The 12829-nt window shown below is 59.8% G+C and carries 9 protein-coding genes and 1 pseudogene; 5 read left to right on the top strand and 5 right to left on the bottom strand.

The genetic code is table 11. The features are described 5' to 3' along the window. On the bottom strand, nucleotides 1-613 hold a 613-nt coding region (locus AC04SF_RS36880), incomplete at its 3' end, for an ABC transporter permease (protein WP_488481809.1). 402 nt (nucleotides 614-1015) lie between these two features. Between AC04SF_RS36880 and AC04SF_RS36875 the strand changes: the two genes are divergently transcribed. The 4 genes from AC04SF_RS36875 (at nucleotide 1016) to AC04SF_RS36860 (ending at nucleotide 6965) form a co-directional block, all read left to right on the top strand. Beyond that, a complete protein-coding gene (locus AC04SF_RS36875; RefSeq protein WP_488481808.1) occupies nucleotides 1016-2134 on the top strand; it encodes a glycosyltransferase family 4 protein in 1119 nt (372 codons plus the stop codon). A 1-nt stretch (nucleotide 2135) separates the two neighbouring features. Further along, a complete protein-coding gene (locus tag AC04SF_RS36870; RefSeq protein WP_488481810.1) occupies nucleotides 2136-3251 on the top strand; it encodes a glycosyltransferase in 1116 nt (371 codons plus the stop codon). Between the two features lie 226 nt (nucleotides 3252-3477). Continuing rightward, entirely contained in the window at nucleotides 3478-5790 is a 2313-nt protein-coding gene (locus AC04SF_RS36865) for a glycosyltransferase (protein WP_488481807.1), read from the top strand. Between the two features lie 38 nt (nucleotides 5791-5828). Further along, the gene (locus AC04SF_RS36860; protein ID WP_488481806.1) at nucleotides 5829-6965 is read left to right on the top strand and encodes a glycosyltransferase; all 1137 of its coding nucleotides are present in this window, start codon (nucleotides 5829-5831) and stop codon (nucleotides 6963-6965) included. On the opposite strand, the gene AC04SF_RS36855 is transcribed toward AC04SF_RS36860, so the two are convergent. After that, entirely contained in the window at nucleotides 6962-8632 is a 1671-nt protein-coding gene (locus AC04SF_RS36855) for an FkbM family methyltransferase (protein ID WP_488481805.1), read from the bottom strand. The two genes, AC04SF_RS36860 and AC04SF_RS36855, sit on opposite strands and share 4 nt — an antisense overlap. 576 nt (nucleotides 8633-9208) lie before the next feature. Here AC04SF_RS36855 and AC04SF_RS36850 point away from each other — a divergent pair. Beyond that, nucleotides 9209-10837, top strand: coding sequence for a glycosyltransferase (locus AC04SF_RS36850; protein WP_488481804.1), 1629 nt, complete (start codon nucleotides 9209-9211; stop codon nucleotides 10835-10837). Nucleotides 10838-10872: 35 nt separating this feature from the next. Here the strand turns inward: AC04SF_RS36850 and AC04SF_RS36845 are convergent, their stop codons facing one another. The 3 genes and pseudogenes from AC04SF_RS36845 to AC04SF_RS36835 all read right to left on the bottom strand — a co-directional run. After that, on the bottom strand, nucleotides 10873-11658 hold the full coding sequence (locus AC04SF_RS36845) for a hypothetical protein (protein ID WP_488481803.1): 786 nt from the start codon (nucleotides 11656-11658) through the stop codon (nucleotides 10873-10875). A gap of 239 nt (nucleotides 11659-11897) precedes the next feature. Beyond that, the gene (locus tag AC04SF_RS36840; protein WP_488481802.1) at nucleotides 11898-12638 is read right to left on the bottom strand and encodes an ABC transporter ATP-binding protein; all 741 of its coding nucleotides are present in this window, start codon (nucleotides 12636-12638) and stop codon (nucleotides 11898-11900) included. A gap of 8 nt (nucleotides 12639-12646) precedes the next feature. Then, nucleotides 12647-12829 (bottom strand): annotated as a pseudogene (locus tag AC04SF_RS36835) (ABC transporter permease); the annotation flags it as partial.

Raw genomic sequence — 12829 nt, 5'->3', positions numbered from 1 at the left:
GCGTTCGGGCCATCCACATCACCGGGGTCAGGTACATGATGACCTGCAGGAGGTTCTGCATCACCTGCGTCATGTCGCGGTAGCGTGCGCACAGCACACCCAAAATGAGCATGATCCAGAGCAGGTTGAGCGACAAAATGACAAAGCCGGGCAGCGCCAGGAAGACGTGCCATGTCGGCATGCGCGCGACGGCCAGCAGGACGAGCGGGTAGATGAGAATGTTGTGGCCCAGAATGATGGCGTTGCGGTAGAGCACGCGCAAGACATGGGTGAACAGCGGCATGCGCACCTGAAGGATGATGCCCTCGGCCCCGATAAAGGCCATGCATCCCTCGTTGATCGACGACGAAATGTAGCCCCAGAAGATCAGGCTGACGCAAATGTAGGGGAGAAACTCCTGCATCGGCGTGCGAAAGAGGGTGCCGAAGACGAAGCCGAGCGCGCCGATCAGCACGCCCATGTTGATGGTCAGCCAAAACGCTCCGACCCGCGAGCGCCGGTAGCGCTGGGCCACGTCCTGCCAGCTGAACGTCGTCGCCAGATAGTGTTTCTTCAGCGCGGCTCTTATGTCGGCGAACGCCTCTGCGAGGACGCCTGTCTTAGTCGGCAGCATATGTCGAGATGTCCCGATCGTGTGTTCTGCCCAGGCCCGGCTGTGTGCGAAAGGTTCGATACATTATTGCCCTGGCGACATCAAGTTGACGACTGTCTCAGGCAAACCGATTGAGCAAGCGCCTTTCGCGGCGAAATCACACGACGCCTTCAACCAAAGGCTGCTCACATCGGGAAGAGACTATATGTGACCGCCGCATCGCCTCATCGCCATGCCCGCATTACACGAAGCGTACAATATCCGCGCTCCTCGCAGGCCATGTTGCAATGGAGTTCGACTCTGCTATGCGGAGGAAGTGCCGGCGCCAGGTATGAAAAGCCGGGATCGACGCGGAAACCTGATATCACGGCTGAAGTGCTCGCTAACCCGCACCGCACGCAGTTCATTGTACTCAGATCGTAAATGAAAATCGGAATCGACGCACGCAACCTTGTGCCTGGCCTCACGGGTATCGGAAGATACGTCGTCGAGATGACGCGGGCGCTCGTCGCAGCCGGACACCGACCAATTCTCTATCTGCCCGAGTCGCCGGCCAATGGGCTTGATGAGCTCGTTGGGGCCGACATGCGCGTGGCGGCTTTCCCGGGCGCTGCCGCTCGCATGATCTGGTCGCAAACGGCGCTGCCGCGCGCCGCGGCCAACGACGCGGTCGATGTCTTTTGGGGGCCGGCGCACCGGCTTCCCTTCCGTCTGCCGGCGCCGATGCCGCGGGTGGTCACAATTCATGACCTGGTTTGGGCCTATGCGCCCGAAACCATGCGTTGGCAGACATGGGGCGCGGAGCGCGCCTTTGTGGGCGCCGCGGTGCGCCGGGCTGACGCTATCGTCGTGGACTCGAATTCAACGGAGGGGGCGCTCCGGGAGAGATACCCCGGCCTGGAAGCTCCCGTGACAACGATCTATCCCGGCTATACCCGCCTCGTGCCGGGCAACATTGCCGCCGTGCACACGCGTTTTGGAATCGACCGGCCCTATCTGCTGTTTGTAGGGACCCTCGAGCCGCGCAAGAATCTCGTTCGCCTCTTGGAGGCCTGGGCCGGCCTCGACCCGCAGGTCCGTTCCGGACATCTGCTGGTCATCGCTGGTGGACAGGGTTGGCACCTCGGCGATCTCCGGTCTCGCCTGGCGGATCTTGGTGTTTCCGACCAGGTGCGGCTCACGGGGTACCTGGATGACACTGATCTGGCATCGCTCTATGCTGGAGCCCGGGCGCTTACGATGCCATCACTCTATGAAGGGTTCGGCTTGCCCATTCTGGAGGCAAACGGTTTTGGGGTACCGGTTCTGACCTCCAACGTCTCTTCAATGCCCGAAGTTGCCGGCGCAGGCGCCTTGCTGGTCGATCCGCTGTCAGTCAGCGACCTCACCGCCAAGCTGCATCAACTGCTTACCGACGATCGCGATCTTGCACGACGAGCCGCGATCGCCAAGGCCAATGCGGCGCGTTTCGACTGGCATCTCAGCGCAAAGCGTTTGATCGAGATTTTCGACCGAGCCATTGCCAAGCGGAAAAGCCGCTGACATGCGCGTCCTCCACTTTTTCAAGACGTATTGGCCTGACACGTTCGGCGGCATGGAACGAGCAATCCATGCAATCGCCTGCGGAACGTCGAAACTGGGCGTTGAGCCGACGGTGCTTTCACTCAGCCGCAAGCCGGAGGAGAACAGCGTCTTCTTCGACGGGCATTGGGCCTACAAGGCACGCCTCGATCTGGAGATCGCCTCGACGGGTTTTTCGCTCGGCGCCTTCAAGCGCTTCGGCGAACTGGCGGCGCAAGCCGATGTCATTCACTATCACTTCCCCTGGCCCTTCATGGACCTGGTTCATTTCGGCATGCGGGTGCGAAAGCCAACCGTGGTCACCTATCAGTCTGACATAGTCAAGCAGAGCACGCTGCTGCAGGTCTATCGTCCGCTGATGCATATCTTCCTCAACAGCGTTGACCGCATCGTCGTGGCCTCGCCCAATTATCTGGAAACGAGCGCTGTCCTGCGAGGACGGCGTGCCAAGACAATCGTCATTCCGAACGGCCTGGACGTGAAGGATTATCCGGCCCCCTCCGAAGCACGGCTGCAACAATGGCGCGCGCGGTTTCCCGGCAAATTTTTCCTGTTCACCGGCGTACTGCGTTACTACAAGGGCGTGCATGTCCTGATCGAGGCAGCGCGCCTGAGTGGCTATCCGGTCGTTATCGTCGGCTCGGGTCCGATGGAGCAGGCCCTGCACGGGCAAGCTGAAGCAAACGGGCTGTCGAATGTGCATTTTGTCGGCGCGCTGGAAGAAGAGGACAAGATCGCGCTTCTGACCCTGTGCAGCGGGGTCGTCTTCCCGTCTCATCTGCGCTCGGAAGCTTTTGGCTTGTCTCTTGTCGAGGCAGCGATGTTCGGCAAAGCCATGATCTCTTGCGAGATCGGCACTGGCACAAGTTTCATCAACCTGGACAAGGTGACGGGATTGGTCGTCCCACCCGCCGATGCGCCGGCCTTGGCTGCAGCCATGGCTCAGATCTGGGAGGACCCGGACATGGCGAAACGCTTCGGGGAAAATGCAGTAGAGCGATACGAGAACCTGTTCACGTCCCAGAAAATGGCAATCTCCTATACCAAGCTCTACCAGGATCTCGTTCGGAATATCTAATATTTCCTCGGCGACAACAAATAAATCGGAAGTCACCGCGCCTTTTACGTCGCGCGATTGTAGCGATAATCAAGATGCCCCTCGGCTCTTATATTAATCAGAACTAAATATCGAATCGATTTCCGTGCGGCCTGACCCCATAGGCGCGATATCCCAGACCCTTTTCGCTTGTCAATTTCCGTTTGCAGCGAGTAGGTAGTGGGCTACGATTGCGCTGGGTTGCGGCATGGACGACTGCGAAATTGTATTCGATTTGAGATGCCTGCAAGACCCTTCCTACAAGGATCGCGGCGTCGGCAAGCTGTCAGCGAATCTGGTCAGGGCCGTCGGCCACCTTCGCGAAAGGGTTGGGGTGTCGACTCTCGGGCTGGTCGATCCCGCTTTGCCGCCGCTCGAGGATCGTTTCCTTCATCTCGTCGATCGGGTTCGCAGCAACGCCTATCTGGGTGTCAAAGGATGTTCGACGGTGTTCTTCGAACTGTGCCCCATGACCCATGATCCGTTCTTCCTGGGTCGCATCGTGAACGACCCCGATATTCTCAAGCTCGCGATTGTCTACGACTTCATCCCGCTCATGAAGCCGGAACGTTACCTGCCAACGGCTTCCAATCGCCTCGACTATCACACCCAGCTGATTTGGCTTTCCCGCTACGATCATTTCTTCCCAATCTCGCAGCATACATCAGACGAGCTCCAGCGCCTTCTCGGCGTAAACCCGTTGCGCATTACCAAGACCGGAGCGCCGATAGACAGCGCGTTCGAACGCGCCGGCACTTCCGGGCGGCAGGAAGCATTCTTAGGGCGTTATGTTCTTGCCTGCGGCGGAGCCGAACCTCGAAAGAATGTCGAGTGCCCTATCCTCGCTCATGCAGGAAGCGCCGTGATGCAAGACGCCGGCATCCAGTTGCTGGTCACGGGGAACTACCCGCCGGTTTGGCAGGCAATCCTGCGCGATCTGCATACGGGAAATGGCGGCAGGCCCGAGCTTCTTGTCTTCCCTGGTTTTGTCGACGAAGATGAGCTCGTTTCGATCTACCGCGGCGCGCTTTGTACGGTCGTTGCTACGCACATGGAGGGGTTCTCGATTCCGGTCGTCGAGGCGATGGCGGCGGGATCGCCGGTGATCGCGTCTTCCATCCCTGCGCACAAGGAACTGATCGGGCGCGACGATTTGATGTTTTCTCCAGACAACGCGGAGGAACTCAGAAAGAAGCTCGAAGCGCTTATCGTCGATCAAGCGGGACGCATCGCGGTCATCCAGGATCAGTCGACACGCTGGCAACGATTTCGGGCTGACAAAATCGCCGGTGAATTCTGGTCGACGGTGAGCGACTTGGTTACGCGTCGTCAGCCGAAGCCCACCGGCATCCTCAGAGGCGCGCGACCGCAAGTCGCATTCCTCAGCCCGATACCGCCTGACCAGTCCGGAGTCGCTGACTATTCGGCCGCAACAATCCGCGAACTCGGCAAACTGGTCGATGTCCATGTCTTCTCAAAACACGCGCCTGTGACCACACCTGAGGGAGCAGCATCGGCGCAGCTGATCACCACCCTTCCCTGCCTGTCTTCTGGCTTTGATCGAGTGGTCGGGGTGATGGGGAACTCCCATTTTCACCTGGAGGTGTTCCAGATGCTTGAACGCTATGGCGGGGCTTGTATCGAGCACGACAATCGCCTGCTCGGTTTCTACGCAACCCTCCTGGGGTCGTCGCGCGCCCGGGCGGTTGCGGAGCGTGAGCTCGGGCGACCTGTGACCGACGAGGAGATCGGTTCCTGGCTGCAAGACGAATCGAAGCTGCGAGCAACATTTCTCGGTGAAATCGCAGAATGGGCTTCGCCCATGTTCGTCCATTCGCGCGTGACGGCTCGGATCGTTCACGAACGCTTTTCCAAGACAGCGACCTACTTGCCTTTTTCGATCTATCGGCAATGGGAGAATGATCCGACCGATGAAAAGTTGAAATCGGCAGCCAGACAGAGCCTCGGAATCGCCGCAAAAGAATTCGCAGTCGTCTCTCTTGGTTTTGTTCACTCCACGAAAGCGGTCGAAGAGTGCATTTGGGCTGTTGACGTTCTGCAAAGCTGGAACATTCCGGTAAAACTATATTTTGTTGGCGAGCTTTCTCGAAATGATGGACCTTTCAAGGATATGGTCTCCCAACTCGGCTTGACAGATCATGTAGTGTTTTCATCGAGCTTTATCCATGAGACGCAATATCGAGACTATTTGCTCGCGGCTGATGCAGCGGTTCAGTTGAGAACCCATCGCTTCGGAGGCTTGTCCGGCGCGCTGCTCGACTGTATCGCCGTTGGGCTGCCCACCGTTGCAAACGAGGACCTGGCGCTGGCAATGGAGGGGCCGACCTATGTCTCTACTGTGCCGGATCACCCGAGCCCGGTTCTCATCGCCGAAGCGCTGGCTAAGATCAGCCAGAAAAGTGCCGATCGGTCTCAATTTGACGAGGCGCGGCGACATTACTGCGAAGTTCATAGTTTCAAAAACTACGCGCAGCAGCTGTGCGAGGGACTTGGAGTCTGAGACTGTCGCCAATCGCCGAAGACCGTAAGAGAAGAGCATTGTCACCAGCCCCAATCTTTGCCGATCTGACCGAGTTGACGAGCCATCCGTTGCGCACGGGAATCCAGCGGGTAGAACGCGAGATTTTGCGCCGCTGGAGCGGGCCGCGGCCGCTCGTCCCGTGTCGGTTCGACGCGGAGAAATTGACTTTCTGCGCGCTCCCGGACGCGGTGGTGGAAATACTCACCGGCGACGGCAAGCCATCCGTAGAGGATGTGACAGAACGACTTCTGCCACATCTCCAGAAGGGTACGCCGATTTCCACCACCGACCTCAAAGCCGGCTTGCACAACCCCGAGGTGTTTTTCGACCAGCAACGCGCCGAGGCATACCGGGCCTTGTGCCATGAGGGCACCGCCTCGGTCAGTTGGCTGGTGTACGATTTCCTGCCCTATCTTCATCCGCAGGACTGGGAGCCGCGTGCGACAGGGCGACTGATGCATTATGTGCGTGCGCTTCGCGACGTACCGCGCGCTGCGTTTATCAGTGAACAGACCCGCCGCGAGTACGTGCATCGCGTGATACGAAAGGCTGGCCGCGCAGGTCCCGCGATCCCGCTCGGAGGTGATGGCGTTGCGATGTCCCGGCAGACGTTCGACGCCAGAAAGCGGATGTTCACATATGTCGGGACGATCGAGCCCAGGAAAAACGTTGCCGATATTCTCGAGGCCTTCGAGCTGCTTTGGCAGCAGGATGTCGACGTCGAATTGACCATCATTGGTCGGATAGAAAGCCGATCGACACGCGAGCCTGCGATCCTGGAACGCCTCAAGGCCGAACCGCGGTTCAGATATCTGGGTCACGCAAGCGATGATGCGATCAGGCAAACTCTGCAAAAAACCAGAGCAACCCTGTTCGTCAGTTCACTGGAGGGCTTTGGCATCCCGCCCTATGAAAGCCTGGCAAGCGGCATCCCGGTCATTGCATCCGCGAACCTGCCAAGCCTCGACGTGCTGCCACCAGGCGGTCGTATCATCCTCGACGAGATAAGCCCCGAGGCGATTGCGGGCGCGGTGCGTCAACTGCTTGATGATCCATTCGCGGAAAGGCTTTGGGGTGAGGTGACGAGACTGCGAGTACCGACTTGGGAAGGGTTTGTGCAGACACTCGCATCGTGGCTGCACGACGCAGGCTAACGTCCTCGCGGCGGGTTTGACGCGATCGTCAGGGCGAGCGCTTCCAGGCTCCTCACGAGTTGGGCCTGCTCCTGCCGCAGCGCCTGGATGTCATCCGAGCGTGCATGATTATCCAAGCTCCTCGCAAGGTGAGCCTGCTCCTGTCGCAACGCCTGAATCTCATTCGAGCGCGCGTGATGAAGGGCCTCTTGTGAGCGATCGAGGCGTTCGTAGACAGGCTGCAACAGAAATGTTCTGACCCGCCACATGACCGGACGCACGAATGGCCTGAAAAGGACCTTGTAGACACCGAGAGCGCCCTTCTTCGCGGTTGAGCGCAGGCGACCTGGAGCAGGGCTGGAGGGCGGCTCATAGCTGGCAGGTGAAACCATGGAACTCTCCGCAGGAGTGATATCAGTCGCGTTATCACGACCGACAGCATGATGAAACCGGCGCAAAAGCCGCGCCAATGGCAGAACGCTCCCCAGGGGGCGCGCCCCCCCCTCATCGTGAAGCTCAAGGACGGTACGATCGTAAGGCGCGGCAAGAGGGGTCGCGGAAGCTGGTGAATGACGTTCCTGCTCCAGCTGCCTGGACAGGGCGGCAATATGGGCCGCCAGGCGCCTGCCGTCCTCCCCCGCTCGCTCGCGTTCTTGCTCCAGTTGCTTGGACAGGGCTGCCGCGTGGGCCGTCAGGCGCATGCCCTCGGCCTCCGCCTGCTGCTGTTTCTGCTCCAGCTGCGCGGACAGGGCTGCCGCTTGGGCTGTCAGGCGCTTGTGCTCGGCCTCCGCCTGTTTTTGTTCCCGCGCCAGGCGTTTGGACAGAGCCGCTGCGTGGACTGTCAGACGCCGGCTTTCAGCCTCCGCCCGTTCAATTGCCGCCGTGAGCTCAACCGATCGTTCTTGAATGTCCGCGCTCTTTTGGCGTTGAGCTTCGCATTCCGCGGAAAAATGATCTCGCTGCGCAATGATCTCACTGCGTTCGGCGGTCAGTTGCTTCACTGCCATGCCTGAGTACCATTGTTCGAATGTCAAATGGCCGTCGAGAACGTTTACCGGCACCTGGAAGTGGCGGAGCAGCTCCTTGCTCTCGGCCCTGACATAAAAGACATTGATGCCGTCGAAATACGCACGCAAGAAACCGTTTGCGAGCAGAACAGGCTCCCAATTCTGATTGACGAGTTCGTTCGACCATGGGGCAGTCGCTTCAATCACCAGCACCAGCGGTCGAATCAAGCTCCAGTCTGTCGCTCGAATGATGGCAGCTTCCGACCCTTCCGCATCGATCTTGAGAAAGTTGATCTCTTGTCCGATGGCATGCTGGGCGACGAGACTTTCCAGCGTCACAGCCCGGACGCGAAGCATCTCCCCTTCGCCTTCCGCTATGACCGGCCCTTCGGCCACTTTGGACATGCCAGGATCGGATTGATTCTCGAAGAAATCAACGTCACCCTCCTGATCCGTGACGACGGCCCTTACATTTGTGTCGCGCGGCCGTTCCCGCGCCAGCTCGTCGAAAACCGCTCCCGGTTCGACGTTTATGCCGGACCACCCGCGATCGTAGAAGGTCTTGGTGACGGATCCTATAGTTGGGTGATAGGCGCCGATGTCGATGTAGAAACCGGTCGCGGCATCCTTGAAAACGCGCTCGAGCAAAACGTCTTCACAATTTTGGGCGTAGCTGATCATAGCGGGCGCTGCCGGTGGGGGCGCTGCGTCGGCGCCCATGGTTTTTCCTCAGATCTCATTCGAATCGAAAAAGCTCCATTGGTCCCGAAACTTCGCTGTCTAACTTAGCTGAGGCCGTTTGACATTAGTGGGAAACTCTCGACCGAGGTAGGCTGGCAGCCCCCGTTGGACCGCCCATCGGCACGCCACGGCTGCGATGGACGGCAGTGACTCCGCATGGCTCCAGCACCGCCCTTGGTCGGATCAATCTGGCCAGATTTTTCATCTCAAATTCACCTGTTGGGGTTGCATCGTCCGCACTACCCCTTTGACGATCCGTGCGGTCGGCTCCGCCTTGCGCTTTGGTGGTCGCATGCTGCCGTGTCCGAAAATTGTCGAACTGCTTGCTGAAAACGGGACATCGGCTAAAAACCCCGCCAATGGATCAGGACATTTCTCCCTTGCGCGGATTCGCGATCTGCACGGCGCCACGGTCGGGCAACAATTTCCTGCCGTAGCGCTGATAAGTTATAGAGTTGGCGCCGTGCGCCGTGGACTGCCTAAGCGGACAGTTCGTCGTAAGGAGCCTGCCGATCCATGACCTTCGAACAGCCGCTGACGGTGCTGATCGCCAACATTTATCTGACGGGCCGCTCGGGAACCGAGATCGTCACCCGGGAGGTCGCCTTCGCCCTCATGCGCGCCGGGCACAGACCGATCGTCTATGCACCTGGGCTGGGACCGATCGCGGAAGAGATCCAGGCACGCGGCATACCTGTCACCGACGACATCTCGACCATCGCCGCAGACATCGACATCATCCACGGCAACCACACCCAGGTTACCGCGATCGCCGCGGCGCGCTTCCCGAATGCCCCGGCACTCTACTTCGCACACGATTTCGTCGCCTGGCACAGCGCCCCACCGCTTCTCGCCAACGTCTGCAGATACGTGGCCGTCGACGACACGGTTGCCGAACGGCTGCAGTTTGAAGCCGGCATTCCCGCCGACCGTATCGTCACGCTGCTCAACGCCGTCGACACCGACCGTTTCGTGCCCGGGCCGCCTCTGCCGGAGCGTCCACGCCGAGCCCTGGCGTTCGCCAAGAACACGCAGCATTTGCAAGCGGTGCGCGCCGCCTGCGCGGAGCGCGGCATCGAGCTGGACGTGATAGGAGCCTCCATCGGCAGCATTGTCAGCGAACCCGAAACCCTGCTGCTGCAATACGACCTTGTCTTCGCGTCGGCGCTAAGTGCTCTTGAAGCCATGGCATGCGGTCGCGCTGTCATCGTTTGCGACGGCCGCGGCCTTGCCGGAATGGCTCGTTCCGACACTTGGGATGGATGGCGGCGGCGCAACTTTGGACTGCGGGTGCTGCAACAGCGCCTGTCGCCCGAGGCAATCGCAGCCGAGATCGACCGCTACGATATGGTCGACGCAGCGGAAATCTCGAAGAGAACCCGCCAAGAGGCAAGCATGTCAAAATGGTTGAACGCTTGCCTGTCGCTTTATGGCGACGCAATCAGCCAACACCGCGCCGCACCTGCGGACAAGCACGAATTGAACCTTTCGCTGGCGCGTCATATGCAAACCTGGCTGCCGAAGCCTGGACCGATATGGCCGTGGATGGCGGAGCGTGAGGATCTGCTGGCCCAACTGGCTCGCGTGCAGGCCGAGTTGGAACAGGCAGAGTTGGAACTGGCCGAACTGGCGCAGGCCGAGTTGGAGCAGGCCGAGCCGGAGCCAACCGAGCGGGAGCAGGCCGGGCTGGAACCGGTCGAGGCGAACAAAGTGGTATCATGCGCCGAGGCCGACGGCCCCGAGAGATTTGTGCGCCTGACGGGGTTCTCCGCGGTTGAACACTGGGGAGTTTGGACTGACGGCGACCTGGCGACAGTCGAATTCAAAATCTCCTCCACGGCTGCGCCAACCTCGTTGAGACTGGGTCTGGTGCCTTTTCTTCATGAGAACCACCCGGAAGTCGTCGCTGAGCTTTTCATCAACGGAATGTGGATTGAACGACGGGTGTTCGGGCCGACCGCTCCTGGTGCGCCGCTTTTCCGTCAGCAAGACTGGCAGGTAGCCTTACCATCCGAAGCTGCGCTGAACCGGAGCCTCACTGTTGGCCTGCGGATTGAGAATCCGGCAAGTCCACTGCAGGTGGGTCTGTCGGGCGATCGACGGCGGCTTGGACTGGGGCTGTGCCTGATAGAGCTTGGCGAATGAGGTCCTGACCTTCGGCCAGGATGCTCATCCGGGATTCAAGTCACCAGTTGCCTGGCCAGCGGCTCGACGTGTTCCTTGAAGCGAAGCACCGTCTTGTAGTAGCCGCTTTTCACGCGCTCCGTGCCCCAATGCTCATAGGCTGGCGGCTGCTCGGAACATTCTGAAATGTCCAGATGGTAGTCGACCGGTGTGAGGCATTCCACACTGAAGCTGGTAAGGCCGTGCGCCGCGCGCAGGCGGTCGGCCTCCTCGGTCAATTCCGGATAATTGTCGACGGCCCTGAGCTTGCGGTCGAATGCCCCGGCGTCGAGACGAAGCTCTATTCCCCCTCGTGTTGCGGTTTGGCGCCTCAATGCGACCGCATCGAGCGGAAATTCGAGATTGGGCAGATCGCGACCATCTCGGTCGTGCAGCCGCGCCAGCGCCGCATTGACGAGCAGCCGGCAGACGTCATGCCCCGGATTGAACCCTTCAACCGCGTCGGCGGCGACATAGTCGATCGCCTCGCTGGCGAGAATCGTGGTTATTTCGTCAACCAGCGCCCTGAATGTCTCCACTTTGCCGGCCAGAATGGCCCGGTAGAGATCGCGATCCGCCATCCTGCCGAAGAACATTGCAGCGGGACGCGCGCCGGCGCCGGCCAGGACTTCGGCCGTGCGGTCGAGCCGGCCGGCATCGAGATGACCCGAGCCATCTGTCAGCACCAGGACCAGAGGCTTGCTGGTTTCCATCCAGTGATGGACCCGCAATTCATGCCCCGGATGGGCAACGATCAATGCAGCCTTTTTGCCGTGCCACCAGCTTTGCTCGTTGCTAACCACGAGTGCGGTCCGAGGCTATGGGATGCATCATCGCACGGCCCGGATTCGGATCGACGCAGGTTTCCTGCAGTGAACTCGAGACGGCGGCAACGGCGGATGCATCCCGTGCAGGCATTGCCTCGATTTTCATTATTTGTCTGTACATTTCATCAGATTCGTACGAGTTCCAATGAACGCATGACTATTGATTGTTATTGTCTACCTTAATGGAGATCGTTCTACCTCCATTCGAAAAACTATCAACCGAAATAGGCCATCAGAACCTCATTGGTGGGACCGTCCATGCGCACACGGCCGTGTTCCATCCACAGGATGCGGTTGCAGTTCTTTTGCAGCAGCTCGCGTGAGTGGCTGGCAAGCACGAGTATCTTGGTCGTCTCGACGATCTCGCGCAGCCGCCTGTCGGCCTTGTGCTTGAAGTCCTCGTCACCGGTCGAAAGCCATTCGTCCATGACCAGGATTTCCGGCCGGATCGCCGTCGATGTCGAGAACGCCAGGCGCAGCTGCATGCCCGACGAATAGGTCCGGAACGGCATGTCCAGAAAATCGCCCAGTCCGGTGAACTCGGCGATGTCATCGAATTGCTCGCGCAATTCGTTCGGCCGCATGCCCATCATCGCCGCCCGCAGCCTGATGTTCTCGCGCCCCGTCGCTTCCGGGTCGATGCCCAGGGAGATGTTGATAAGCGATACGCATTCGCCGTGGATTTCCGCCGACCCGCTCGTCGGCCTGTAGATGCCCGACAGCACGCGCAGCAGTGTCGTCTTGCCGGAGCCGTTGTGGCCGACGAGGCCGATCCGGTCCCCCTCGTTCACCGAAAAACTCACATCCTCCAGTCCGCGCACGATGACATGGCCATCGACCCGACGGTCGATCGCGCCGCCCGTGGCGACGCTCAGCACCCTGTTCTTGAGAGAGCGGCTTGCCGCGTTGAAGACCGGGAATTCGACCGAGACGCCGGCCAATATGATGGAAGCCATAGCAGGGATCATAACCAATAGGGGATGCGGTGACGATAACGGCCGAACAGCAACAGGGCGACCGTCCAGCCAACGATCGCAAACACGATGCAGGCCATCCAGCCCGTCGCGGACGGGAGTTCGCCCAGCAGCGGGTCGCGCACGACGCTGATGAAGTGGTAGAAGGGATTGAGGTCCAGCAACAGCCGCGA

Source organism: Mesorhizobium sp. CNPSo 4671, from assembly GCF_057784245.1.
The sequence above is the reverse complement of the archived record's forward strand: the minus strand, read 5'-3'. Positions and strand labels throughout refer to the sequence as shown.